This is a genomic window from Flagellimonas myxillae (assembly GCF_023502235.1).
GTDB lineage: Bacteria > Bacteroidota > Bacteroidia > Flavobacteriales > Flavobacteriaceae > Flagellimonas > Flagellimonas myxillae.
The window spans coordinates 92,085-119,067 of sequence record NZ_JAMFLY010000001.1; the positions used below are offsets into that span (position 1 = coordinate 92,085).

General features: G+C 37.1%; 24 protein-coding genes and 1 pseudogene. 18 read left to right on the forward strand and 7 right to left on the reverse strand.

The features are described from left to right. Positions 1-13 precede the first annotated feature (13 nt). Positions 14-1,294 carry a hypothetical protein gene (locus tag M3P07_RS00420; protein WP_249967925.1) on the reverse strand — a complete coding sequence of 427 codons (1,281 nt, stop codon included), beginning with the start codon at positions 1,292-1,294 and terminating at the stop codon, positions 14-16. Between the two features lie 187 nt (positions 1,295-1,481). On the opposite strand from M3P07_RS00420, the gene M3P07_RS00425 reads away from it, so the two are divergent. Then, positions 1,482-2,090 carry a hypothetical protein gene (locus M3P07_RS00425; protein WP_249967926.1) on the forward strand — a complete coding sequence of 203 codons (609 nt, stop codon included), beginning with the start codon at positions 1,482-1,484 and terminating at the stop codon, positions 2,088-2,090. Positions 2,091-2,093: 3 nt separating this feature from the next. On the opposite strand, the gene M3P07_RS00430 is transcribed toward M3P07_RS00425, so the two are convergent. Beyond that, positions 2,094-3,503 carry a KAP family P-loop NTPase fold protein gene (locus M3P07_RS00430; protein WP_249967927.1) on the reverse strand — a complete coding sequence of 470 codons (1,410 nt, stop codon included), beginning with the start codon at positions 3,501-3,503 and terminating at the stop codon, positions 2,094-2,096. A gap of 375 nt (positions 3,504-3,878) precedes the next feature. On the opposite strand from M3P07_RS00430, the gene M3P07_RS00435 reads away from it, so the two are divergent. The 7 genes from M3P07_RS00435 to M3P07_RS00465 all read left to right on the forward strand — a co-directional run bounded on the left by M3P07_RS00435 (position 3,879) and on the right by M3P07_RS00465 (position 11,295). Beyond that, a complete protein-coding gene (locus M3P07_RS00435) occupies positions 3,879-5,174 on the forward strand; it encodes a hypothetical protein (protein WP_249967928.1) in 1,296 nt (431 codons plus the stop codon). Further along, complete coding sequence (locus M3P07_RS00440) at positions 5,171-5,458, forward strand: hypothetical protein (RefSeq protein ID WP_249967929.1); 288 nt, start codon at positions 5,171-5,173, stop codon at positions 5,456-5,458. Before M3P07_RS00435 ends, M3P07_RS00440 begins: the two co-directional genes overlap by 4 nt. An 82-nt stretch (positions 5,459-5,540) precedes the next feature. Then, positions 5,541-6,593, forward strand: coding sequence for a hypothetical protein (locus M3P07_RS00445; RefSeq protein WP_249967930.1), 1,053 nt, complete (start codon positions 5,541-5,543; stop codon positions 6,591-6,593). Beyond that, positions 6,586-7,893: a hypothetical protein gene (locus tag M3P07_RS00450; protein ID WP_249967931.1), complete on the forward strand. Its 1,308-nt coding sequence runs from the start codon at positions 6,586-6,588 to the stop codon at positions 7,891-7,893. The genes M3P07_RS00445 and M3P07_RS00450 overlap by 8 nt, the downstream gene beginning before the upstream one ends. 359 nt (positions 7,894-8,252) lie before the next feature. Next, positions 8,253-9,686, forward strand: coding sequence for a hypothetical protein (locus tag M3P07_RS00455; RefSeq protein WP_249967932.1), 1,434 nt, complete (start codon positions 8,253-8,255; stop codon positions 9,684-9,686). A gap of 42 nt (positions 9,687-9,728) precedes the next feature. Further along, the gene (locus M3P07_RS00460; protein WP_249967933.1) at positions 9,729-9,983 is read left to right on the forward strand and encodes a hypothetical protein; all 255 of its coding nucleotides are present in this window, start codon (positions 9,729-9,731) and stop codon (positions 9,981-9,983) included. A 139-nt stretch (positions 9,984-10,122) separates the two neighbouring features. Continuing rightward, the gene (locus M3P07_RS00465; RefSeq protein ID WP_249967934.1) at positions 10,123-11,295 is read left to right on the forward strand and encodes a hypothetical protein; all 1,173 of its coding nucleotides are present in this window, start codon (positions 10,123-10,125) and stop codon (positions 11,293-11,295) included. A 174-nt stretch (positions 11,296-11,469) separates the two neighbouring features. On the opposite strand, the gene M3P07_RS00470 is transcribed toward M3P07_RS00465, so the two are convergent. Then, the gene (locus tag M3P07_RS00470) at positions 11,470-11,724 is read right to left on the reverse strand and encodes a helix-turn-helix domain-containing protein (protein WP_249967935.1); all 255 of its coding nucleotides are present in this window, start codon (positions 11,722-11,724) and stop codon (positions 11,470-11,472) included. A gap of 127 nt (positions 11,725-11,851) precedes the next feature. On the opposite strand from M3P07_RS00470, the gene M3P07_RS00475 reads away from it, so the two are divergent. Both M3P07_RS00475 and M3P07_RS00480 read left to right on the forward strand, forming a co-directional pair. Then, the gene (locus tag M3P07_RS00475; RefSeq protein ID WP_249967936.1) at positions 11,852-12,253 is read left to right on the forward strand and encodes a hypothetical protein; all 402 of its coding nucleotides are present in this window, start codon (positions 11,852-11,854) and stop codon (positions 12,251-12,253) included. After that, positions 12,250-12,792, forward strand: coding sequence for a hypothetical protein (locus M3P07_RS00480; RefSeq protein WP_249967937.1), 543 nt, complete (start codon positions 12,250-12,252; stop codon positions 12,790-12,792). Before M3P07_RS00475 ends, M3P07_RS00480 begins: the two co-directional genes overlap by 4 nt. A gap of 3 nt (positions 12,793-12,795) precedes the next feature. Here M3P07_RS00480 and M3P07_RS00485 read toward each other — a convergent pair whose 3' ends face one another. Next, positions 12,796-13,389: a hypothetical protein gene (locus M3P07_RS00485; protein ID WP_249967938.1), complete on the reverse strand. Its 594-nt coding sequence runs from the start codon at positions 13,387-13,389 to the stop codon at positions 12,796-12,798. A 1,072-nt stretch (positions 13,390-14,461) separates the two neighbouring features. Between M3P07_RS00485 and M3P07_RS00490 the strand changes: the two genes are divergently transcribed. From M3P07_RS00490 to M3P07_RS00520, 7 genes and pseudogenes are all read left to right on the forward strand, one after another. Further along, a complete protein-coding gene (locus tag M3P07_RS00490) occupies positions 14,462-15,148 on the forward strand; it encodes an HNH endonuclease (protein WP_249967939.1) in 687 nt (228 codons plus the stop codon). A 202-nt stretch (positions 15,149-15,350) separates the two neighbouring features. Next, positions 15,351-15,794: pseudogene (locus tag M3P07_RS00495) on the forward strand (JAB domain-containing protein); the annotation flags it as partial. 12 nt (positions 15,795-15,806) lie between these two features. Further along, entirely contained in the window at positions 15,807-17,102 is a 1,296-nt protein-coding gene (locus M3P07_RS00500; protein WP_249967940.1) for a polysaccharide deacetylase family protein, read from the forward strand. Next, positions 17,095-17,784, forward strand: a complete 690-nt coding sequence (locus M3P07_RS00505; protein WP_249967941.1) for a YjjG family noncanonical pyrimidine nucleotidase — start codon at positions 17,095-17,097, stop codon at positions 17,782-17,784. The genes M3P07_RS00500 and M3P07_RS00505 overlap by 8 nt, the downstream gene beginning before the upstream one ends. 59 nt (positions 17,785-17,843) lie before the next feature. After that, positions 17,844-18,392, forward strand: coding sequence for a hypothetical protein (locus M3P07_RS00510; protein ID WP_249967942.1), 549 nt, complete (start codon positions 17,844-17,846; stop codon positions 18,390-18,392). Beyond that, positions 18,389-19,846, forward strand: coding sequence for a DUF5723 family protein (locus tag M3P07_RS00515; RefSeq protein WP_249967943.1), 1,458 nt, complete (start codon positions 18,389-18,391; stop codon positions 19,844-19,846). The genes M3P07_RS00510 and M3P07_RS00515 overlap by 4 nt, the downstream gene beginning before the upstream one ends. 13 nt (positions 19,847-19,859) lie before the next feature. Continuing rightward, positions 19,860-20,696 (forward strand): hypothetical protein, encoded by an 837-nt coding sequence (locus M3P07_RS00520; protein ID WP_249967944.1) that lies wholly within the window; start codon positions 19,860-19,862, stop codon positions 20,694-20,696. Here M3P07_RS00520 and M3P07_RS00525 read toward each other — a convergent pair. Further along, complete coding sequence (locus tag M3P07_RS00525) at positions 20,693-21,970, reverse strand: replication-associated recombination protein A (protein WP_249967945.1); 1,278 nt, start codon at positions 21,968-21,970, stop codon at positions 20,693-20,695. The genes M3P07_RS00520 and M3P07_RS00525 overlap by 4 nt on opposite strands. 130 nt (positions 21,971-22,100) lie before the next feature. Between M3P07_RS00525 and M3P07_RS00530 the strand changes: the two genes are divergently transcribed. After that, positions 22,101-22,829, forward strand: a complete 729-nt coding sequence (locus M3P07_RS00530) for a rhomboid family intramembrane serine protease (RefSeq protein WP_249967946.1) — start codon at positions 22,101-22,103, stop codon at positions 22,827-22,829. On the opposite strand, the gene rlmB is transcribed toward M3P07_RS00530, so the two are convergent. Then, positions 22,826-23,563, reverse strand: a complete 738-nt coding sequence (gene rlmB, locus M3P07_RS00535) for a 23S rRNA (guanosine(2251)-2'-O)-methyltransferase RlmB (RefSeq protein WP_249967947.1) — start codon at positions 23,561-23,563, stop codon at positions 22,826-22,828. The two genes, M3P07_RS00530 and rlmB, sit on opposite strands and share 4 nt — an antisense overlap. A 29-nt stretch (positions 23,564-23,592) precedes the next feature. Then, complete coding sequence (locus M3P07_RS00540; protein WP_249967948.1) at positions 23,593-26,925, reverse strand: VCBS repeat-containing protein; 3,333 nt, start codon at positions 26,923-26,925, stop codon at positions 23,593-23,595. Positions 26,926-26,983 lie beyond the last annotated feature (58 nt).

The window sequence follows — 26,983 nt, forward strand, 5'->3', positions numbered from 1 at the left end:
TAATTTGATAATATCAATTCACAAATGCTCCGAATGCTTTTCCTATTCTTATGCCAACAAAATGATTTGCGTTGATTTCCCTCCATTGCAATTCAAAGTTTATGGTATTCTTGCCGTCTTTGTCCTTAATATTGAAAGGTATTCCCAACTTCCAATTTGTTTTGTCGTAATCACTCCCAAAATTCCATTCCATAGCACCAGAAACCCCTATAACATCCTTGTAAAGAATAGTAACGATTTCAGTTTTAATTTGAGTAGTCCAAAACTCTCTGTAATCTCCAGTAAATATCTCTTTCGTTTCTATTGGCAGAAATTGATTTTCAGAGTTTTCAACCAAATTGGTGAAGGTTTTCTTTTTCACTACCCCAGTTAATATGTTATTGTTTCGGAAGTATGACAATGTATTTGTTAGTGTCCCTTTTATACCCAATGACTCATTTATGTCCAATACTTTAGCATAAATATTAGCGGAACCGAAATATTTTTTATTGTTGAAATCTTCTTCCAGTTCGTTTTCTTGAACATAAACATTCTGGTCTGTTATATAGGTGTAATCTACATTATTAAGTGGTTGAAAGAAGCCAAAATTAAGCCATACCAAATACGACCATTTATCCAGTTTTTCCTTTTTAATGAAATCATTCATCTCTTTGGCAATGGTATTATTGATTTTTTCTTTACTTAAATCCTCAACATCTTCATCATCAAGTGTTTTCAAAACCTTCTTTCCAAGTTCTGATTTAGTTATGTCAAACTTTTCCTCATTAATCTCTGCTTGTTGTTTTATGGTATCTCCCCTAAAATCAGGTACCTTTTCTCCACTTCCTTTCCTAGGTTTAAAACTTCTAAAACCTAAAACAATAGTAAATCTTAAATCCAAGCCAAAATTAATCGGGTTTTCTTTGGTATCGGTCAAACTGAAAAACGAGTTTTCAGTCGTGCCAATGGCTTTGAACCCCATATACCCTAGCAGTCTCATATATTTAGTAAGGTCGCCTTTCCTGAAGTCCTTAGTGTAACCAAAATCGAATGTTTTGTCATCTGTTTTCAATATTGCTGTAAATTCCTTGTTTGATGGTGTTTCAGGTGAAACAATGTAATTGTTAAGAATATTACTGAAATAATAATTCAATGTTTTTGTGTTATAAACCTTATTGTCCTTTTTGTTTTCAATATATTTTTTTATTTCTGGCTCCACTTTCCTTATAAGTTCTGGACTATAGGTTTGTTGCGAAAAAGCTGTAGTCATTATGAAAAGGAATGCAACAAAAAAGAGCTTAGATATTACTCTCATAATTGATTGTTTGGCAAAAAATAGTTTTAACTCAAATACACCCACAAATGGGTTTTCTATATAGGGGAAGTTTAAAGCACTCAAAATAAATCTTTTACACGAAATCATATTGCACAAAACCCTTAAAAAAACTAAGGTTTTCATGCAATTAATTCAATGCGTTATATTGACATAAATAATTTGTGAAATGGATTTATTGGAAGAAGCAAAATTTAAGGATAAGATTCTGGGATTAATTGTCGATAAAGAAAATGGAGTAGGTGATTTATGGTTATATCATCAATTAAAGGAAGAAGATATATCCAGAGAATACCTAAAGGAATTTTTGGAACGCTTTGCAAAAAACCATTCAGATTACATCACCTTAACAATTGGTCAAGAACATCATGTGCGTAAAAGTCGGCTGACAAAAAAAATGTTGGATGATGGAGGGTTTGTAAAAGAAAGGGAGAGACATATTGAAGCCAATAAAAGTTTGGTTCAATCTACCCTGCAAGGTTCAAGAATCAAGGATTTACAGGAAACAGAACTTAAACAAAAGATTAGGAACAACAAGTTTACCCTACCAATAGCTATTACCAGTATTATTATTTCATTGGGTGCTTTGGGTTGGTCTATTTTTAACCCTTCAAAAACAGTTTCAGAATCAATTGATAATAATGGATTAAGGAATATTGAAATGAAGATACAGCAGCTTGAAGATGGATTAAAAAGGGAGATTGATAGTCTTAGAAACGAAATCTTAGAAACAAATCTTTTGATTAAAGCCTATGAGGCAGATTCAACCAATGCCTAAAATTTAAACAACAATTTTTGTCAATTCAATGTGTGGAATAATTCGCCCAATAAAATCGACTCTTGTTCTCTCTCGATAACTTGATGCAAACCCCCTAATATTACTAATTAAAGTGCAATAATCCTTATCTGCTTTGTTTTCCACAGTAATCCTAAAATCATCCTTACTTGCATCACCTTCAAAAAGGATTACAGATTTATCTATTTCTTTTAAGTATCTCCAATAATAGAATAATATTTCAGCTTGAAACCAAACAAAAAAGTTCAGCATTTTTTCATCTTTTAAGGGATAGAATAATTCAAGTGTCTTATCCAATAATTCTTGTAAGTCTAATTTTCTTTCAACAAGTTTTTCATAGAAACCATCGTTATTTTTCACCTTTAAAAATATTATGAAAAGAATACACATCGGATTTGCTTTTTGCGTAAACGATAAGGATTTAATTAAGATTGAAAACAGACCTAACATCTTTTCTAATTGCCTTAACGTTGGATTATTAGATTTCTGTATCAAATCTAGCATGAACACCAAAGCATTTAAATCTTCAGAAAACTCTCCATGCCTTATTCTATCAGTACTTGTATAAAAGTCACGAAGTCCAAAGTGAGTAGTTAGGAATAGTGTATAATCCTTAACATCAGGTTTTGGTAATGAGAACTCTACATCTATAAATCTTCTTAAGTATTCATTTGAATCAATATACTCACTCCCATATACTCCCCTTATGGAATGCCCTAATTGTATTTTGTCAATTGATATTACAAATACTACACCTTCAACATTAAAAAGGTGTTTCATCTTTTCCAAGATTTCAACGGCATAGTTTGGTCTGCACCTATCCAGTTCGTCTATTATGAAAACAATTGGATTTTCATCATCACCACTATTTACGTAATCTTTTAGACATTCTCTAAATTCTTGAATACTATTCTTTTTTTCTTCAAAATCATTCAGCCCCTGTTGTAAACTATCCAAGGTATATTCCCCGACACCTTCTGCTATTAATTCAACAGCTTTATCACCTGTGGCTTTGCCTACAGCATGTTTTAAAAGTTCAAGACCAACATTTTTTAATAATGGCAAAGTCTTATTGAGAACTTTAGCGAAAAGTTCTTCTGAATCGTCTTGCAACTTTTTGAGTTCTGATAAGAGTGCTACTATTACTTCATCTTGAAAATCATTTTCCCATGCATTAAAATAAATAGTTCTATAATCTTTGTTTTCCAGATATTTCTGCCACATCTTAACGAAAGTGGTCTTACCAGTTCCCCATTCGTTGTCAATCGCAAGGACAAAACCTTTTTTATAATTTGATATGATGCTGGTAAGTACATTGGCATATTGCTCCCTTTCCAACAAGCAGTTTTCAAACGGATTTTCCCCAATGATGATTTCTTTGTTCCTGAGTTCCATACCCAAATATAATGAACATAAAAAGTGGTAACATAATGGGTATATGTAGAATTATTATTCATAATACTATAATTCTGATATAATAATCTACAGTTTACCATTGTAACAATCTTATTGTACAGTGGTAGATACCTTTCTCTACTCTTCGGGGCATTTTCGACCTTACCCTACGATTCTGTTGCTGGAAGTGGTGTTTTGACCCTCTCACAACCACTCCATTTCGGACTTTAAACTACTATTTACTAATAGTTTATATTTTTGTGGCATCCATTTTTAAGTGGTATCTTTGCAGTAGCTGTATCAGCTAATCTTCCACAAGATTTTACCATATTTTTTTTACGGTTCGTCCAAGAACTACCCAAATCTATTTCAGCTATGGAAAGGACTTTCTACAAGAGCGTTGTGCTTCCTATTGACCTAATCGGAGCAGTCGACAAAATCGGTTTCTCCAACATCAAGAGACAAAAGGCATTTCATTTCATCGACCTATTGGTTCGGGATTCCATACAGGAGCATGGTTCGATGTATGCCCTTGTCCCTTTTAGTGCCAATCTCTTCCGTGAGGTTTTCAATTCCAAATATCAAGAATTCCTAAGACCTTTATTGGATACCGACATCGTACAATGTGATGAAAAGTACAGTAAGGATTCAGGCAAGTCAAAGTTTTACAGAATCAATCCAGAGATTATCCAGAACGTGGATACTACAGCCGAACAAAAGGTAAAATACACTTACAAGTATGTCCAAGACTTGAAAGAGGAAAAGTTCTTAAATGGTTTTGAGACCTTTTACAATAGCCTTGACATACCTTATGATGAACTTTACCATGCCATAGATGACCATGTGTACAATATCGGTGAGGATGGATTAAAGGTTAATTACTCAATTGAAGATGGCAAGCTCCCTATACTCCATGATGATGGGGAAATCAATTACGAATACAGGGACAGGGCAATTAAGAAAGCCTGTAAAATGGGAATGGAGCTTATTCAAGATGGTGACAAATATTACATGGATACCATAAAGGATTATTTGTCGGGCAAAAAGCACAGGATAATGTTGTCCTATACCCAATCGGTCAAGAATATGGAACAGGGAAACCTATATGCCAAACGCAACAGGACGAACCAACGCCTTGACCACAACTTCACCACATTGCCAAAGATTTTGTTGGAGATAATTATGCAGAATAATGGTCTAGGGGAAATCGATGCTACCAATAGCCAGTATGCTATCTTGGGAAATATCATAAAAGATGTTGTGCATGACGGGTTTGTGCAGGATTCAACTGATGGGGTGCTGTATGATGAGGTCAAAGAAATTTTGGGATGTGACAGAGACACGGCAAAGACCACAATGATGCAAGTGGTCTATTCTAAGCCGACCACAAAAAGTCCCGAAAAGGAAAAGATTAGGGAACGTTACCCTGAAATGATTGCGTATGTCGATGACTACAAGGTCAAATGGGACTATAAGCAACTGCCGATAAGGATGCAGAAGGAAGAAGCCCTAATCTATGTTGACGGGGCATTGGACAGGCTATATGGCTTGGGCATCAATTGTATCACAAAGCACGATTCGGTGATATTCTTTGAAAAGGACAGGGAAACCGTAAAAAGTGTTTTGGATGAAGTACTAAAAGAGAAGAACTATACCCTTGACCTAGCATGAAAGAACTAAAACTCAAATACCAAAAAGGAACAAAGACCTACACACAGATTCGTTCCTCTTGTCGAGCCTACATCTATGAAGTGAAGGATTCGGAGACCGTCCATATCTACTATGAGGTTTTTGAGAGAAGATACAACAGACGTTTCGATTGTATTAGCTACCCCACCAACAAAGCATTTGGTTTCTGGGCATGGTGCTGTTCAAGGGGAAAAGACCATCAAATGGCACTTAGAGCGGCACTAAAAAGGTTTGAGTTTCTAAGCAAACAAAAAGAAGCTGCTTAGAGTGTCTATTGGTTGTTATGCTTGATTAAATAGCTTGATTAAATTTTGTATGTTGCACATTCGGACTATTCAGATTACTTCAATGACCTTTACAATTTACTTCAATCAGTTTTTAGGAGATTCATTAATAGGATTTTTCCTGGATAATATTTCATTAAATGACATTATTAGCTTAATTAGTGCGTTTCCCCTTGTTGGTTATGTTTTTTATAAGGTCAAGGAATATAGAAAACATAGGAAGAGGGTAAAGAAAATTGAGGAGAGAAACCTGTTGTTTGAATATACTGAATGGATTGGTTTAGACCATTGGTCTGTCGAAAGTGTTGACGAAAGGTCTAATGAGGGTTATGACCCTTTTGAGTTTTACGTTGATAAAATAACTAACGAAAGTTTCTTTGAAAGCTACGAAGATGTTCTGGCACTATCCAAATTTGGAAAGGCACAATTAGAGGATATTAATATTGAGAATTTGGAAAAAAAGGTTTTGGCAAAGTATAATGTTAAAACTCCCGATGAGCCTAAGGTTGCTACGATTAGTGCGATAACCAGATTAAGAAGTAGAAACACCGAGATTTCAGGATTAAGGATTAGAGTTTTTCCACTAGAACAGGAGGTAAAAAATTTAATTGTTGATTTAGCTGAAGAAGCCAAAAGAAGAGGCTCTTTATTTATTGAAAACGGTGAGCCAGAAAACTTAGAAGAGTTAGTTCCATTTTTTCCAATTATCCGAGATATTCAATTTTTCTATTTCGCAGAAGATGAGGATGATAATATTTACTGTTTGAAAGATAAAAATGGTTTGGGCTATTTGAAAAAGACTAGTGTTGCTGATAAGTATTTTTCTAGTGATGGAAACGTAGAGTATTTACACGATGAGGTTGGACTCGATAATTATCAAGCACACGGTCAAGATGTCATATTTAACAATAAGTCGTTTATCCTTGGTTTTGTGTTTAAGTTGACCACAACAAAGAAAAATGTCCAAAAAGTTATAGGTAGATACAATTCGAGCACCTCATTTAAACTTGAATCCATATTAAAAAAAGAAATTGGAACAGAAGAACTGAGTGAAGATTTTAGGCTTTCTATAAACACACAATTGGTAAAACAAAAAAAACTAATTGGATATGGATAAAACAATAGTTATCACCTTAGTAACTTCGTTAGGAATACCTCTTGCAATTGAACTTTTTAAAATTGTTAAGAAGATTGATTATTGGAAAAAAGTAAGACTGAATACCTCACTAAAGGAGACCTACAATGAAAAAAAGATTTCTTTGTTAGCTAAAATAACTTCATATTTTTTCTTTAAATCTGTCAAAAAAAATCATTGGTCAGATGAGAACATAGTGATAGTTGAAAGATTTGGAAACAAAAGACCAGAAATCAAGGTTACAAAAAAGGTTTTACGTCTAAAAATACCTGAGCAGTATAAAGCAATTATTGAATCCTACTATCCAGGTTTTGATAATTTGGTTTTGCAAGACAATATGCTCGATGAAGCACAAGAAGTGTTAGAAAAAGAATACTCGGATTATTATAGCCTTTCTAAAATCAATCAGAGGAAGAATTTGAATGAAATCATTGAATGGCACAAGAACGAGGTGGCACAAACTTTTGTAAATCGCTTGAAATCCTCTAAAATATGTTTTAACAATGAAATGTATGGTCTTTGGAATTACAAAATGGGGAAGGAGTTAACAATGGAGTTTTACAAAACAGATTTTTTTACTTTCCAAGTTTTTCAATCTATACATCAGGAGTTGGCAACCAATCCAAACTGCGGGATAAACAATATAACCGATGGTAAAAGCCTTATGAAATACAGAGTCTTTTTATGCTCGTTTGGCATCAATACCTTTCTAGTATCCGATAGATTGAACCATAGTGAAATCCTATTTGCAAAGCGGTCAAAATACAACATAGGTGCTGGTATTTATAAAAACAGATACCACTATTCAATGAACGAGGCTTTTAGTATTACCGATAATAGTGGTAATAAGTCCAATGAAGCATTTGTCGAGTGTATAAAAAGAGGGTTCAATGAGGAGCTTGGAATTCCAACCAATCTGGAAGCAAATAAAACAGTTTTGCTAGATTTTAACTTTTCAAAAAAATTAATGCAGGTAGGAATTTCTTCTGTATGCTATTTTGATAATTTCAATTCTGAGGACATACGTAATTGCTACAAAGGTGCTAAAGATGGTCGCTTAGAAACTGACGATTTGATTTTTATTCCTTACAAGAGAAAAAGGATAAAGCCACTTATTTATTATAATTCTATTCCGAAAATTAATAATCCCAAATACAAGCATAGTAAGCATATTGATTCACTTACCGATGAATCTCGTTTGGGACTGTTTCAACTATTTGCCAGATACCCTAGAGTTAGTTATTTGAAGAAAACAAAAGCGCAATATTTTGACAAGGAATAATCAGCTGCGCACAAGAGTTCAATATTGATTTATTTTAAGCAAGCAGTCTAATATTGATTTTGAGGTGTGCAGTACTTGTTTTGAGGCATTTTCTTGGTCAATCAATGTCCTAAGATGGATTTCCAAAAAAAGCCCCTCTATCGCTTCATTGCATCGACTTTCTTTGGTTTTATAGGATTTGATGGGGGGAGGGAAGTTGTTGTCTTGAAGTGGTGGGGGCTTTGATGGGGGCGTTTGTGTCAAGGGTACATATAGTACAAATTATAAAACATCAGTTTCCGTCACTATATGCGGTTTATACCTATTTTTAGGAGTATATAATTATATCTTAAATCTATACAGACAAGTTGATTTCAAGTATGACAAAAAAAACTACAACAAAAAAAAATATTCAATCTGAATTCAAGCTTGCTGAAGAAAGTTTGGAGTTTTGTTGGGGCTTTTTGTGTGATTTGAAAACTCTTTCATACAAGGACAACAACTTTGTTGATAGACTATTAAAATTCCAAGAAACCCTTGCCATAACAATTTTCAGATTGCAATTGGCAAGGAATAATGTGATTGCCGAAGAAAAACATCGTATAAAGAATAAGGGTAGTTACAATTATGATTGGTTTCGTGCAAAAATGAAACGACTGTCAACTTTCAAAAAAGGAATTGATTCAGTTGTAAATATGTCCAAATCTTTTGGAGATGCTTTCGCTTACTTCTTTTACCAATTTGAAGAGGAATTGTTAGCTAAGCATTTAAACCATAGAAGGATTATTAATGATAGTGCCGATATAGGTAAAAGAGGGGAAATTGAATTTATCAAGAATGTAAAACATATAGAAGGACATTTTACTCTTTTTCACGATATCACAAATACTTTGCGTTATGGCGATTTTAGCTTTATTAATTTGAAGACTCTCAAAGTTGAGAAAGTTGGTGAATTGAAAACTAAAAAAGTGGATTCTCAAACTTTAGATTTGAGCCTTACCTATTTCAAAAGAGATGACATAGATAAAAAGAATAAGCCTCTGAAAAATCCAGAATTGGAAAAGACGAGGAAAGGAAGACAAATTCTCGGAATGGCAAACTTATTATTTAATGAAAAAAAGGATAATGACACAAAAAAGGAACTTGTTAACCCAACATATTCAAAAGAGGTAGAAGAGTTGCTTCTATCATCAAAAATAAACCAAAGCAAGTATGTTCAGGTAAGCGAAGGACTAGCTTTTATTTCACTAAAATCTCGAAAAACAAGTTTATACAATAATATCTTTCATAAAGATTCTGCTAAATATGGTGTTAATGACGACTTCAAGGAATTATACGTTGAGGTAGCAAAAAAAATAATAAAAAAGGACTCTGAGAACAATGGAATTATAATCGGACAGTTGCTTTACAATCCAGATTTGACTGATAAAAGTACACCTGGAACTATTCCTTTATTTTGGCATCCTATCGATTATAATGTATTAAAACAAGTGTATTTTTTGAACACGATAGTTATTTCACTATTTAATCCAGTTCACTTAATTGAAGAAATTGAGAAATTAGGATACTTTGTTGATAGCAAATATTCCAACAAAAAAAGAGAAGATATAAAGCCGACCAAAGGAATTGACAGATTTGACTTATTCATATCCTATATCATTAACTTTTTAATGACTGAATCTTTTGTTATAGAATCCGTCCAGCAAATAGAAAATGAATATGGACAAGGAATAAATGGTCAAAATGCCCAAATATCAATTAAGCCACAACAAAAATTTGATATAATCCCAGCAACTAACAAGATGAAGAAATAGTTCGTTGTTCCTTTAAGCCAAAACCTTAAAAATTAAAATATATTGCAGCATAACCCATACCTCATGGTGCTTTCCGATACCATAAAACCGTTTAAGCTTACCAAGGAAATCCACGAATCCAAGGACTATAAAGCTCTTTTGTTGAGCAACTATATCCAATTCAGTAACGGCATTACCATGATAGATTATGCCAGAAATGAAAAGAGGATATTATCATTGGGTAATTATGGTGTTGAGGAGTACTTCAAAAGTGTAAATGGGTACATTTCTATGTTGGACATGATTGTTTGCCCGTAACATCGATTTTGAAGTATGCAATGCGATGTTTAAGCCACTTTCTCTTTTGGTAGGTGTCTATGGATGATATTTGTTAGAAAGTTTCTATTATGACTTGCTAAAGTGTAAATGATATTTTAAAACTAAACGAGATATATCTATGACGAAGTTTGATTTTATTAAGCTTAGGGAGACTAGAGAGCTATATCCCCTTAAAATTAAAAAGAAAAAAAAGTATCATTTGGATTTAATCAATATTGAGGAAAGTTGGACGGGTAGATTAGATGCACACATAAGTAACACATTTATTCTTGAAGCAGTTCAGTTAATAATTAACTCAATTGCTCAATTTGAACAGGGATATTTTGATGCATCTTATTACTCCTTAAGGCAATCATTGGAAGTTTCTACTACAATGACCTACCTGGTCGATAATGATGATGAAATCAGGAAAAATGAGCTTAAGAAGTGGAAAGAACAGAGCAGATTTCCAATGTACAGCCAGATGATTAAAATCTTGGAATCAAACGAATCTGTGTTTTCAGATATTAAGGAAAAAATGACTAGCTACTTTTTGGAATTAGACGAAACAAAAAGAAAGCTCAATAAATATGTCCATAAGCAAGGCTTCAATACATTTTATGTTGCCAAAAATCATCCTTTTAACCAAAAGAAAAGCAGAGATGATTTCATCAAGGAATATGAACAACATTTACAAAAATGTATCGGAGCTGTTGCAGTGTTTAGATTAACAATTGACCCATTTCCAATACTCCTAAATGACCCAGAAATTTATGTACGGACTGGTGATACTATGACCAGAGGTTATGGTGATGTTTTTATTGAAGAATATATTGGGGGTCAAAACCTTGAAAACTACAAGCTCACTGAAATGTATCAAAACCATTATGACTCGATTATTTTGGAAGATGCAAAAAATGAATATGTTACCCATGTTGTTAAGGACAACTATATAGATAAAGACAATTTGGATAGAATATTTGAACAACAACATTTACTGGGTCGACATGACCTTGTTGCGGTGGTATTGTGCGGTTTTTCCGAAAGTGTTGCCAAAGTTTATTGTATGGGAGGCTTACACTTTTATTTTTCTTCGACAAAATCCAACAGAAATAAGATGTCTATGAATGGTTTGGATTTTAAAGAATTTAAAGAAAGCCCTCAAAATTATAATTTAACTTATGATGAGGCATTTATTTCAACAATTGAACTTCATGGGGAGTGTTACTTCATTGAGCATAATGAAAAATTAAATGAATCGGAAATACAAGAACTAGAGAAACTAAGAAAACTATATTCTTCAAATAAGTGAGAATCAACATATTCTATTGGTCAATCCTCGCCTGGTTGGAAATCAAAACGAAACTATTGAGTTTTCGAACTGTTCAGAAAGTGCAATACGTATGCGTATAAGGGGAGGTAAAAAAGTTTGAGTAAAAATCGTCCTAGTTTTGGGGTTATGTGGTAGGGTCGAGTTATCGATGAATCATTCCAAACCCAATAATTCAATAATCTTTTTATCTTCTAACTTTAGTGCTTTAATGAGGAAAATAGTAGTGACCAATGTTATGTTCCCTACTCCGTTTTCTATTCTGCTTATTTGAGTTCTGGATAGTCCACATTCTATCGAAAATTCAAATTGTGAAAGCCCTTTCATTTCTCTATAAGCCTTAACTTTTGCTCCAAACTCTTTTAAAAATTCGGTGGATTCTTTCCTTTTCTCTTTGTCTCGAAATGCCATGCTCGAAATTCCTTAGATGGGCAAGGATGCATTGACACATATATAATACTTTCAATAAAAAGTTTATTTTATTATAATATATTCAATAATATTAAGTTTTAGATTTGAAATCTTCATAAAATTTACCATGAATTCCAAATCAAAACTTAGAAACACAATCAAATCTTTTCTCATTTTATCATTACTTCCAATCGTATCCTGCTCCAAATCGGATGATGGAGCAAGTTCAACAGCATCCATAAACCCTCCTGAATGGATTCAAGGGACTTGGCTTAGCAGTACCAATGGCTTCAGGTTCACCCAAAATGACTTCGTATCAATCGTACTCAATACCGAGACCAGTCACAAAGGATTATTGGATTTAAGCAGTAAAGATGCATCTACCGATGAGGTCAAAACCGATGGTACCTATAATCTCAAAATGACTTTTACAGCAGGGCAATCTACAACCTATGAATTTAGCAGAAAGTCAGAGTCAGTCATAGTATGGGAGAACCATGTCCTTAATCCAGAATATATAAAACAATGAAACAGAAGAAAACAATCAAAATTGATAGAGAAGTTATAAAAACCCTTTTCATAGGACTTTTATTAGGTTGGGCAACTGTCTTTATTATCGAACACTTTAGCGAAGTTTCATATGTTGCAGATACATCAGAATTAATCGAAAAAGAGAGAAAACGAAGATTGATTGAGGAAAAAGAATATAAGGCAGCAATAAGAAAACAAAATAACGGTCAATATCTTACCCTTGATGAAGATGTGGCAATAGCACGATATAGAAGGAACCAAAATGAGGGTTTTGAATTCAACTATGACATACCAAACAGCACACCAGTATCAACTATTTTCTTGGACACCCCGTTTGATTCAAAATTAAGGATTAGTGGTAGAGGATATGCAGTTTCGGATGTGGGGTCTTCTTACGGAAGTTTCAATGATTATTCCAACAAGATTAAATACTATATAAAGGCAGTTTTTGAAGATGCTAAATATGTGTTGTACTTTGGCTTTGGATACTTTACTTTGATTGTTGTGTTTCGGAATTTGAGAGTGCGATTTGAGTAATTTTCAATAACTACCGTTACTCAATTTATGCTCATCTATCTTGTAAGGGCTTGTCTTGATTGCAATATGTTTTCTTTCAAAGTTTAAATCGACTTTATACATAGTACTATCGACAATCGAAAGTTGTTCTTTGGCAATTGTTATACCAAGCTCGTTCTGGTATTCAATATTATGTGTTCCTTGCCTCAACCTCAATTTATGAGGAGTAATTAATACGGGTTTATTATCAATCAGAACGTAGAGATTTGATTCTGGAAACGTATTGAATTCGATATTTTCCCCACCAAAACCTGCTCCTGTAGAATAATACCCATTTAGTTCAATGTTTAGAATATCTGCTTTTAACTTTGGAGGCATTGGAACTGGACTTTTTTCATCAAGAATATTTAAAGCCCATTTCTTAAGTTGAATATTCGAATTATTGGAATCATTAGATAATATGATTTCAGATGCCAATTGAACATATTTCGCATCTAACTCCCTCTCTTTCGTAAGGCTATTCAAAAAAATGGTTATAGTTCCTAAAAGTACCAGGTTAATTACTCCACCGATTATTTTGGCTATATCCCAAAAATCTTTTTTTTTAAGCTCTTCCATATTTATAGTTGATTTCCGATTTCTAAAAATAATGCTGATTTATCATTTAATGTTATATAATAGTAATTAACTTATTCAATATCAGAATGTATAAGTAATTTTCTAAAACCTTTTCTGATTGTGTTAGCTATTGAGAAGTTTTGAAAATAAATCTTATGTAATGGTATCAGAAGGATGTTGATACTGAAGAACTTGGGTAAAATTTCTATAGGTTAAATACTGGACTTTAATTTAGTGCGTTCCAGAATTCGGTCGTGACAAACATTGTATTTATCCATGTAACAATAACCATGAAAAGGCAAAGCAAAATGCTACTTAACACTACTCCAATAATTGAAAAACCTAAGAACCTACCAATTAGATAGGAATAGTAAAATGAATAAATCGAAACTATAAAAGCAAAGTAATAATCGAAAATGATTTTTGAATTGGAAAATATACTAATTGACCATGCTATTAGATATACCCCGTTAAATAAATATATTATTGAATTGATGGATTGTGTCGCATTTTTCAATTTTAAATTACCAAGAAAGTTCCATAGATAACCAAATAGGAGAATTAAAAAAATAGTGAGTATGTAAATTATTATTATGAAGAACTCAGTAAAAACTTCATCAAAGGATTTACCTGATTGCCTAATATTCAATATAACATGAATTGTAATAATTGTCAATAGTAGTTCTATTACCATTTTACATGATTTCATAGAACTTATAACCAGCTTATCCGAATCCAACGATTTTTTGGGGAACAATAAGATAACTACAAAAATATTGATTAGGGTGAAAAAACTTTTTACCTTTTCAATTAGTAACCTTACAGGGTTAAAAAGGAATTCATTAATGAATTGTTGCCAAATATTTTCTTTCACAATTTTGGGCGCTAATTTTCGAATTCAACGTTTTATTCATTACAAATTAAAATGATATTTGCAATTGCAATTGATTTCTAGGAACTATTTAATTTCAAAACAACATTTTGTAATACAAAAGAAGCATTCTTACAAATTGCATCAGTTTTGCTATTTGCGTTCATGTCAATGTTGTATAAATCAAAAATTTAAAGATGTATGTCTAAAAAGGATAGTGGTTGGACTCATGAAGAGTTGAGAGCTTCGGTAGAATCATACTTAGATATTCAGCGAAGAATAAGGGAAGGTGAAAAACCAATCAAAAAACGTTACTACGAAAGGCTTTCAGAGCAATATGGGCGTAGTATCAAGGCATTTGAGTATAGGATGCAGAATATCTCATATGTATTATCGCTACAGGGTAGAGAGTGGCTCTCAGGACTAACTCCTAGGTCAAATGTGGGAACAAACATAGCTGTGCAAATAGAGGATATGATTTCGAGAATAGAAAGTCGTGAGCCTAATCCTGTTGTGGCTTTTGAAACAAAGGTGAAATCAGCCTTGACAAACAAAAATTTGGAAAAGCCGATAGGAAACGAAGCACCTAAAAGAAATGTTTCTTCGATAAGTGATTTTGAAAGAGACTTTAAGGTAAAGGCTTGGGTTTTAAAAAATGCCAATGGAAAATGCGAATTTTGTTCAAATCCAGCTCCATTTGAAACGAATTCTGGAATACCATATTTAGAAGTGCATCATGTTCGTAGGTTGGCAGATGGAGGTTCGGATAAAATCGAGAATACAGTTGCTCTATGTCCCAATTGCCATAAGGAATTTCATTATGGAATCAATCGAAAAGAGATTGTTGTTGAACTATATAGAAAAGTACCAAGGCTAATCTTTGAATAGAATGTTTTATAGCTTTTGAAACGTCTTGTGAAACCTTAGAGCTTAACACAGCCAACATCCATAAAATAATATCACGCTTTTCCGATGGGGGAAGTTTTTGAACGGTTTTGTAGATGAGTTCTATATCCTTCTTTAACTCCTTTTTCATATTTTTGGTTAAATGGTAAATATTCAAGAAAACTGCACATTAGTGGATTACGGGAAGGCCGTCACCATTGCCGCCGCCTTGGAAGTTGGTAGAAGAAGAAGGGGAGAAGAGGGGTATAGCATCAGTAAGGTCAATAGCAGCCACGATGCCTTCGAAATTCTCCACCCCTTAATGGGGGAATTGGAACATGAAGAGTTTTGGATTTTGTACCTCAACAACAATAATAAAGTAATCCACAAGGCCCTGTTGAGCAAAGGTGGTATCACCGGAACTTTGGTAGATGTTAGATTGGTTCTGAAACAAGCATTGGAGTTGGGAGCAGTCGCCATTATCCTTGCCCATAATCATCCCTCAGGAGGGCTTAAGCCCAGTGCTGCGGACAAACATATTACCCAAAAGCTTAAATTGGCATCGGAAGCCCTGGATATTAAGGTTTTAGATCATTTGATCCTAACCCAACACGGATATCTTAGCTTTGCGGATAAAGGAATACTATAACAGTTGGCATAAATGCTATTGATATTTACCCATAAAATTACCAATCGCCTCACCTATACGGCAAAACAGCTTTTCGAAAAGATCCTGGGGATTGAAGTTATTTTTACCACCAAGGTCGAGGATTTTATCAAACATACAGGCCCCAAACTAACGTATTCCAAACAATCGCTTCAAAACGAATTTTTTATCCGGAGCAACGACCTTTTGTTTGAGCAGGGCATCAATGATCTGGACATTAAGGTTGGGGATTGGGACGGAGTCCCTTGTTTTTTTTCCGCAGGGGAAAAAAGTGCCATTCCCTACGATATTTTTTCAGCAAGTTTTTTTCTGTTGAGCAGGTATGAGGAATATCTTCCGCATGTTAAGGATAGTGTAGGGCGGTTTCCGGCCAAAGAAAGTGTTGCCTATCAAAATAAATTTTTGGAACTCCCGGTAGTGGACCTTTGGGCCCATAAATTGTTTGAATCGCTTCAAGAGCGGTTCCCAGATCTGAAAAATTCCAATCGAAATTATTCTTGTACTCCAATCATCAATGTCACCGCCTCGCATTGCTATGCCCTTCGCGGTTTGGCCCGAAGCTTGGGCGGCCTTCTGATTGATTTGGGAAATTTTAGAATTGGAAAGATAATTCAACGGATGTCCGTGCTCCTTGGGTTTAAAAAGGATCCCTACGACAATTTTTATGAGCTCGTGGATGTGCACAAGAAATTTCCGGTCAAGAGCATGTTCTTTTTTCAGTTTGCCAAACACTCGGCCCACGACAAGAACATTTCGCCCAACAACAACAAGTTTAGGTATCTCATTAAGTCTGTAGCCGATTACAGCATAGTGTCTTTGAGTACCTCCTTTCTTTCATCTACTGATAAGCAAGTGCTCAAGGAAGAGAAGATGCAATTGGCCAACTTGATCAACAGGCCGATCAATTATTCGAGGCTCAGGTACAACCGGGTCAACGTTCCCATGACCTATCGGAACCTCATCGAAACTGAGTTTACCGATGATTTTTCCATGGGGTATACCCACGAAATTGGATTCAGGGCCGGAACCTGTACCCCATTCCATTTTTATGACATCAATATGGAGGTAAGGCAACCACTAAAGGTGCATCCCTTTGCCGTACACGATTATGCCCTTCAACCCTATAAAAAAAGGGAGGAAATATTCGCTAAAATGGACAGTATCTACAAGGTGGTACGAGAGGTAAATGGGGGACTGATCATGGTGTTTTCCAACGAATTGTTGGGAAGTAGCCATAAAATCGACTGGATGGAACTTTATCAATCCCTTTTAAGACGCTATTATGTTTAAACATAATATCACCGACATCTTTTTTGATTTGGATCATACGCTGTGGGATTTTGAACGGAATTCCGCATTGACCTTTGAAAAAATCTTGGCGGAGAACAAGGTGACCGTTGATTTAAATGATTTTCTAAGGGTTTATGTGCCCATCAATTTGGATTATTGGAAACTATACAGGGAAGATAGAATTACCAAATCAGAATTACGGTACCAAAGATTGCGAAGGACCTTTGATGCCATTGGTGCTGAGGTTTCGGATGAAAGTATACATATTTTGGCGGATGAATATATTAAATACCTGTCCTCATTTACCCATTTGTTCCCAGATACCAAGGAGATTCTCGATTATCTTGCCCCGAAATACAAACTGCATATAATTACCAATGGTTTTCAGGAAATACAAGAAAAGAAACTAAAAGGGGCCAATATTCACCATTTTTTTGAACAAATCGTTAATTCGGAAGATGCCGGGGTAAAAAAGCCCCATCCACAAATCTTCCACCTGGCTTTGGAACGGGCACAGGTCGCTCCAAAAAATGCCCTAATGGTTGGGGATAATCTGGAAGCGGATATTTTAGGCGCGAAAGCCGTTGGCTTCCAAACACTTCATTTTAATGCGCATAAGGAACCGCTTCACGATTTGTGCCAAATGATAGACCGTCTCATTGAAATAAAAAGCATTTTATAGAGTTATAGTAGGGTACAGCTTTGCCCAAGTTGTTTTATAAGAAAATTGCTTTTTGACCTATGAAAAAATTGCTTTTGTGGCGTTTCAGTATGCCCATTGTCATTTGTATGGCATTGGCATGTACTGAAGAACAGAATTTTGGCCAGTTCGATGATTTAAGCGTGACCCCCACCGTAGCTTCCAGTATTTTTTATTTGGAGTCCACAGAGGAGGTCATAAATTTGACCCCTACCGCCATTTTTTATGCCCATACTTTCAATTTTGACCCATTTAGCGAACAATATGTGGCCGACCATTTGTTGGAAGGTGTTCTACTTTTTGAAATAGAAAACACCACAAGCAAACAGCTGAGCTTGTCCATAGAATTTTTGGATGAGAATGATGATGTGCTCGATGTTGAGGTGTTCACCGTGGATCCAGAACCGACCATGCTCGTGACAAGATCTGTTGCCTACGGACCAGGAGGGAAGAGTTTGGATATCCTTAGAAACACTTCGGGACTTCGGGTGACTGCGGAAAATTTGGGAGACACTGTAAGTGTATCGACTGCAGAAGATCCAAAAATTATTTTGGGTTCCGCTGCCGAATTTAGATTTCGACTACAATGAAGTTGAGGTCCCAATTCTTTTTGATTACCCTATTCAGCTTAGGGCTTGTTCATGCCCAGAACAAGCAATTGCTGTACGATTTCTATGAAATTCCACAATCGCTCATACTAAACCCGGGGGTGAAAACCTCGGAAAAATGGCACACTGGTATTCCCGTAATTTCAGGATTGTCCTTCCAAGCTGGTTCCAGCGGAGTATCTGTAAATGATTTGTTTGCCAATGATGGAATTGATTTTACCACGAAAGTCCGGGAACGATTGATCCAAGGGATGAGTAGAAAGGATGACTTTAGTACCACTAGTCAAATAGAGATTTTTAATGTTGGATTTAGGGGCAAAAACCGCCCGGACGATTACTATTCCTTTGGAATGTATGGTGAAACCGATATAATCGTATACTGGCCCCGGGATTTGGCCATTTTGGCCTTTGAAGGCAATGGAGGTGCTAATATTGGACGAAGTTTTGACCTGGGCGACCTAAGTTTCCGTGGCGAAATGGTGAATGTGCTCCATTTTGGGATAAATCGAAAATTGGGTAATTCCCTTACCGTGGGAGCCAGGGCTAAATTGTACTCCAGTATTTTTCAGTTTAAGTCAACATCGAACAAGGGAAGTTTTACTACGCGACTGGGGCAGGACAACATTTATGAGACCTCCATTGATGTGGATATGGAGCTTCAAACTGCCGGAGCTAACGAATTCATAGATATAGCCGAGGAAGATACTTCCAATACAAAAAGTGACATGATTGACCTGTTTAGAAAAAGAGCGCTGTTGGGTGGGAACCTAGGTCTCGGTTTTGATGCGGGTTTCACCTATAATTTAAATCCGCAGACCACGATAACCGGAAGTATTCTGGATGTAGGATTTATCTATAACGCCAAGGATGTTCGCAATTTTACCGTAAATGGAAGTGTAACCAACGAAGGTTTAACTGTTTTTTTACCAGAAGACATTACAGAGTTGGACAATGATCTTTGGCAGGACTTGGTAGATGAAGTGGAGGCTGCAGTTCCCTATGGTGAGAACGACTCTGGATATATTTCTTTAAGGCCAGTAAAGCTGTATGGTTCCTTTCGGTATGATTATGGAGAAATGGAAACTACTTTTACGGAGGACTGTGGTTGCGCAATAAGCGTTACGGAAAAAACCAACAGGAATATGTATCGTAACAGCGTGGGAGCACAACTTTTTATGATGAAAAGGCCTAGGGGAATACAGGCCGCACTTTCCGGATTTTATCAGAGGAGATTGGGCGGAACCTTGGCTTTAAAAACTACATATACTGTAGATAAATACTCTTTGACCAATATCGGTTTGGGCTTGAACTTGCAGGCAGGACCCATAAATTTCTACATCATGGGAGATAATCTTTTGGCCTATAGAAATGTGGCCGATAGCAATTATGCCTCTTTACAGTTCGGATTTAATATTATATCTTGGAACGATAATTGATTATCTGTTCCATATGAAATCTCGACTACTACTTTTATTGATATTTACCGTAGGTATGGGTGGTTCGTTGCAAGCACAATTGAACGACTATAAGTACATTATTGTGCCCAAACAATTTGGTGCATTTAAGACTGCAAACAAGCATCAAACCAGTACTACAATAAAATACCTGTTCTCAAAAAATGGATTCACGGCGGTATACGATGATAGTTTACCGGATGACTTGGCGAACAATCGGTGTTTGGGATTGATGGTGGATTTGGAAGATTTGTCCAATATGTTCAGTACCAAGGTTATATTATCCTTAAAAGATTGCCAAGGAAACGAAGTTTATAGAAGCATTGAGGGAAAAAGCAAGATAAAGGAATTTCGGAGTGCTTACAGGGAGGCCATCGGAAAGGCATTTGCTCCAATCCAGGCCATGGGTTACAGTTATACACCCAAAGAGGAAACCCAAGTGGAAAGTGCTGAGGCACCCATTACCGTCAGCTTTAAGAATGATGTTAAAAACATTGAGAAAAAACCAGAACCCAAAGTAGTGGAACAGGTTGCAACACCGGAAGAACAAAGTTTTAAAAGTATGCAGCCCAAGGCTTCCAACATGAAAAAGGTTGAAAAACCCGCGAATGCCAAAGATATACTGTATGCACAACCCACTGAAAATGGGTTTCAATTGGTGGACAGTACTCCAAAAGTGGTGCTAAAACTGATTAAAACCTCAGTGGACAACATCTTCTTGGTGGATGACGATTCCAAAAGTGGAATGGTTTTCAAGAAAGGGGATAAATGGTTGTTGGAATACGCAGATGGAAATGGCAAAAAACAGGAAGAACTTCACATTAAGTTCTAGAAATCGTATTTATCCTTCCAACGTTTTTTAAGAAAGTCCTTTAGGGCTTTTTCCCTTGGACTGTCCCCAGGTTTGTAAAAGCTGGTTCCCCTAATTTCTTCAGGAAGAAACTCAAAATCCACAAAGTTGTTTTCATGGTCGTGGGCGTAATTGTAGCCCTGGCCATAACCTAAATCCTTCATAAGTCGGGTAGGGGCGTTCCGAATAGGTAGGGGCACCGAAAGGTCCCCCGTTTCCCTAACAGCTTGTTGCGCATGTTTAATGGCCGCATAACTGGCATTGCTCTTGGGCGAACTTGCCAAATAGGTAGTACATTGACTTAAAATGATTCGGGCTTCCGGATATCCAATTGTGTTTACTGCTTGAAAGGTGGAATTTGCCAGTACCAAAGCAGTGGGATTTGCATTTCCGATATCCTCCGAAGCCAAAATAACGAGTCTTCTAGCAATAAACTTAACGTCCTCCCCGCCTTCGATCATACGGGCTAACCAGTATACAGCAGCATTGGGGTCGCTCCCGCGAATGGATTTAATAAAGGCCGAAATAATGTCGTAATGTTGCTCCCCGGTCTTGTCATAAAGTACCGTGTTTTTCTGGACCTTGTTCATGACAAGGTCGTTGGTTACGGTAATTTTGTTCCCTTCTTCGGAGTTGACGATCAGCTCAAAAATGTTGAGCAATTTTCGCCCGTCACCGCCCGAAAGTCTTAGTAGGGCTTCGGTCTCTTTTAAATCAATATTTTTTGATTTAAGAACACTATCCGTTTCCAAAGCCCTGTGAAGCAAGGCTTCCAGGTCATTTTTGTCAAAAGGGTTAAGCACATACACCTGACATCGGGACAACAAGGCCGGGATAACCTCAAAACTTGGATTTTCCGTGGTGGCCCCGATTAGGGTAACCCAACCTTTTTCCACCGCTCCCAATAAGGAATCCTGTTGGGATTTACTAAAACGGTGAATCTCATCGATAAATAAAATTGGATTTTTTGCAGTAAAAAGGCCCCCACTTTGCTTGGCTTTGTTTATAACCTCACGAACATCCTTTACCCCACTGCTAATGGCGCTCAAGGTATAGAAGGGTCTTTCACTTTCGTTGGCAATAATGTTGGCCAGGGTTGTTTTTCCAGTACCCGGGGGTCCCCAAAAAATCAAGGAGGGTATTATTCCATTTTTGATTTGGTGGGTCAAGGAACCTTGTTCTCCCACCAAATGGTTTTGGCTAATATAGTCCTCTAAAGTTTTGGGGCGTATGCGCTCCGCAAGCGGTTCATTCATACCGATAAAAATAAGATAAAATACAGGACGGAAATGGAATGAAACCGGGGATGATTCCGACCAACCATCCCAAACCTGACAATTTGCGGGATTTGGATACTATGGAAAGATAATTGAAGTTATAAAAGAGATGTCCGAAAACAAACACATACAATTTTCAAACTCGGTACTGCTGTTTCCGTTGGTGGCTATACTTGCCATCTGGACCGTTTATTGGGTGGAGGTCCGGTTCGGTCTCAATTTCAATGACTACGGAATATACCCTAGAAAACTTTCAGGTCTTCGGGGTGTTCTGTTTAGCCCGTTTGTACACGGTTCGGTGGAGCATTTGTACAACAATACCATTCCTTTGGCTGTTTTAACTGCTTTTTTGGTCTATTTCTATAGATCGGCAGCAATTAGAACCCTTATGTTGGGTGTTCTTTTGTCCGGCCTGTTAACCTGGATTATAGGAAGACCCTCGTACCACATTGGTGCCAGTGGGCTCATCTATGTTTTGGCAAGTTTTATTTTCTTCAAGGGAATTTTTGCAAAGCACTTTAGATTGGTGGCCCTTTCCTTGGTTGTGGTGTTTATCTACGGGAGCATGATCTGGTATATTTTTCCGGTAAAGGAGGGAATTTCTTGGGAAGGACATTTATCCGGTTTTATTATCGGTTTGGTGTTGGCTTTAACCACCAAGGTACAAGTGCCTTCCGAAAGAAAATATGACTGGGAAAAGGAAGATTACGATGAAGAAAACGATCCTTTCTTAAAGCATTTTGATGCGGACGGGAATTTTATTGAACAGCAACCCGAAACCGAAAATGACGAAGCTGTCAAAATAAGATATCATTACAAAAAGCGGGAAGACAATTAGTTTTTCTCCGAGCGCTGCCTAACCACTTCGTATAAAAATACACCGCAGGCCACAGATACGTTGAGCGAGCCAATTTGACCCAAGAGGGGTAATTTGGCCTTGCCGTCCAGAACTTTCATCACAGCATTTGAAATACCTTTGTCCTCGGAGCCCATCACAATGGCACAGGGAACACCAAAATCTGTGGAATAGATTTGGTTTTCTGTCTTTTCGGTGGCTCCGATAACCGATATGCCGGAAGATTGCAAATAATATATGGCATCTTTTAAGTGGTCCACCTTGGCAATGGGGACATTGAAAACGGCTCCCGCCGAAGTTTTGACCGTATCATCCGTAATTGGGGCGGCCCCATTTTTTGGGACGATTATACCATGTACCCCACAGCATTCCGCGGTTCGGATGATGGCCCCAAAATTCCGAACATCTGAAATTTGGTCCAAAAGGAGAAAAAATGGAAGTTTTTCCTTTTCCAATACTTGCTCAACCAAAGTCTCAAATTTGTGGAACTCCACTGGGGAAATCTGTCCCACTGCACCCTGATGGTTATTCTTGGTCAGGCGGTTTAATTTTTCAACAGGAACATAGGAACAGCTTATTCCGTTTTTTCTAATGGAAGTTTCCAGTTCCCGGAAAAGTTCCCCGCCAAGCCCTTTTTGTAGAAAAACCTTGTTGATGGGCTGTTCGGCCTCGATGGCCTCCAATACGGCCCGTATTCCATAGATTTGGTTGCTCATGATGTCGTGTTATACCAGTGGTTGCAAACTTATGAAGTAAATTTGTGAACGGTCACCTCCCCGTTATTGACCGTATTGATCAAATATTTTTCGTTGGTCCCGGTTTCTATAAGTTCCATATCCTTTACATTGCCCTCCATATACAAACCGGTTTCTTGTTGGGGAATGCTGTAGTAGCCATCCTTTCCATTAGACATAAGAATATGGCCCGAAATAGCATCCAATCTTGGGGTTTCCACTTCGGTTTCATAAATATTGCCTGCCGTTATCACATCTTCGAAACCGTCATTGTTCAGGTCTACAAAAATGCAATCCAATAGAGGAAAGGCCTGACTTTGGACCGGAAGTATTTTCTTCTCAAAATTCCCATCACCTTTGTTGATCAGCACTATAGATTGGAATTCGGTGACGGTCCTTTCGTAAGAACTGTCCAATTTTTCACCATAGATATCGATCAAACTAGCATTTGCGAATTCGCTATAAGTGCCAAATTTTTCCTTGATAAAGGGCATTTGCTGGGAAGAGCATTCCCTTCCCCGAACCGGGACATAGGTGCCGTTGTATTTTTTGCTCAAGACAATATCGTTGGTTCCGTTTTCATCAAAATCGGCAGCAAATACTTTAAAGGGTTTTTCTTCTGAAGCTTTGAATTTGATGTTAAGACCAGCATTGCCCACAACATAATCTTTAAGCCCATCATTATTAACATCGGTTTCATTCACCGAGAACCACCATCCATGTTCTTGCAAAATGGGATGATCTATGGCACTATTTTGAAAAGAGCCTTGATTGTTTATGAAAACTCCAATGCCCGTCCATTCTCCAACGGCGATAAAATCGTCCCACCCGTCATTATTGATATCGGTGGTTAAAAGGTCGTTTACAATGCCAAATTCAAGTAGTTGGGGTGCAACCTTTTCGGTCACTTCTATAAGTTCGCCCTGGTTGTTCTCAAAAAGTGTGGAAGTTTGATGGTTGGGATACATACCTGGAACCACCCTATTTCCTACCAAAATGTCGCTGTCCCCATCTTTGTCAAAGTCGATAAAAGTTACGGACTTCCCATTTTTTGGGAATTTGCCCAAAGCGGCACTTTCCAACTTGGTAAAGGATCCTGTACCTTCATTAATATAAATTCTATCTGTATGATATGAGGAATGCTCCGCAAACTCATTGCCACCACTGACTACGTAAAGGTCCATATCCCCATCCCCATCAAAATCAAAAAACATGGATTCCATATCCTCATAATTCGCGTCATTGGCTAGGGCAGGGGAATTCAGCTGCTTAAATTTGTTACCAGCTTGTAGGAATAGCTGTCCTGCTTGGCCCGAAGCTCCACCAATATGCAAATCCATTTTTCCATCGTTGTTAATATCGCCCTTGGTCACAAATGGCCCTAGGTTGGATTGTTTGTATGGGAGAAGGATTTCCTTTTCAAAATCGTCAAATGGGTTTTCCCGATGGGTAAAATTCAAGCCCAGGGTTTTGGGATTGGTTTCTTGGAACATGCTATTACCTCTGTTAGACACCACAGGCTGAACGGCTGTAGCTTCCTTAAAGGCAATGGTGCTATTTGCCGCAATATTAAATCGCTGTTCCATTTTACCAGACGGCCAATAAATAGATACGGTATCGACCACCGCATGATCACCCAAACCAAATAGGGCGTTGTTCTCTTGGGAAGATCGATAGCCCCTAACCCGTTTTATCTCGATCATCTGGGAGCTACCCCCGGCTGAAATCACCACTTTTGGAAAAGCATCTGAAGCCTTGTTGGCCAATTGCACCTTTAAATAGTTGCCGGTTCCCATTTCCACAGCCTTATTCTGATAAACAAAGGCTTCATCATCCATGTTGTTGACAATTAGATCCAAATCCCCATCGTTGTCCAAATCCCCACTGGCAGCACCATTACTAAATGAAAAGTCGTCCAATCCCCATTCTTGGGATACATTTTTGAACTTCAGTTCAGAAGTTCTCTTATACATGATGTTGGGCAACCTCTCGGATGGCATGGATTCGTATAAGCGTTGCTTTACTTCCAAGGGTACGTTGTTCCCATATTTTTGCCGAGCTTCAAATACTTTGCGTTGAAGGTCGTTGTCTAGGGCATAACGTCGGTAGCCATTGGTGATATGGATGTCTTTATGACCATCAAGGTCAAAGTCGTTCATGAGAACGGACCAACTCCAATCGGTGTTTGCCACTCCTGAAAGCTGGGATATGTTGTTGAACTTTAAATCTCCAATATTTTTCTGAAGGGAATTGTACATGTATTGGTGCTGGAATTCCCTTTTGTTCACCAAGTAATCAAATCTGCTGGTGCTCATGGAGGCCATCAAGGTTTTGGACCTTACGTGATCGTTGGCGGCCATGTCCAGTACAAAAATGTCCTGAAGATTGTCGTTGTCCAGATCGGCAATGTCCATACCCATACCATAAAAGGAAATCTGCTTGGTGGTTTCCTTTATTTTGTCTGAAAACGTTCCATCTTGGTTGTTCAGGTACAGTGCATCGGGTAGGTAGTAATCACTGGCCAAGTAAATATCCATCCATCCGTCTTCATTGATGTCAGAAATGGCAAGCCCAAGTCCAAAAATTGGTTTTTCAAGTCCTGCGGCCCTTGTAATATCCACAAATTTACCTGCATCATTTCGGTACAGGTGTGATGAGTTGTAATAAACACTCTCTGGGTTGGACTGGATATAACGCTCCAGGCTGATAGGGTCAAATCCGTAAAGCTCGTTTTCGTTCATCACCATGCAATCCAAATCCCCATCCTTGTCAAAATCAAAAAAAGCGGATTGGGTGCTTATTCCCTCATCAGCTAGACCATAGACCTCAGCACTTTCTTTAAATGTCCCATCTTTTTGGTTGATGAACAGTAGATTTTTCCGATTTTCCCGGTTTTTGGGCCCTCCTTGGGAAAAATAGATATCCATCCAGCCATCACCGTTGATATCTGCAAAGGATACCCCATTGGTCCAGTATTTTCCACTGTTTATTCCTGAAGATTCCGTGATATCCTTGAATTTCAACCCTCCTTGATTCAGGTAAATGCGGTTAGCAACCTGATTCCCGCAGAACACCACATCCAAAAGACCATCGTTGTTCAAATCCTCCAGGCCTACTCCCGCACCATTGTAGAAATAGTCGTAATCGAAGAGGTTTTCCATAGTTCCCACGTTGTGGGTAATGGTGTTACTGAAACTTATCCCAGTATGGGAGCTCTCCAGTTTCGAGAACAAGGGGCTGGTTTCATCTATCGCAACTGATTTATTGATGTTGGGGTGGTCTTTTTGGTCCGCCCCACAACTTACAAGCAGAAGAAGTAAAAAGAATATTTTAACCTTAGGCATGGGTGAATTCAATTCGAATGGAAATATACTATAATATTGAGCTTGAAATAGTTAATAT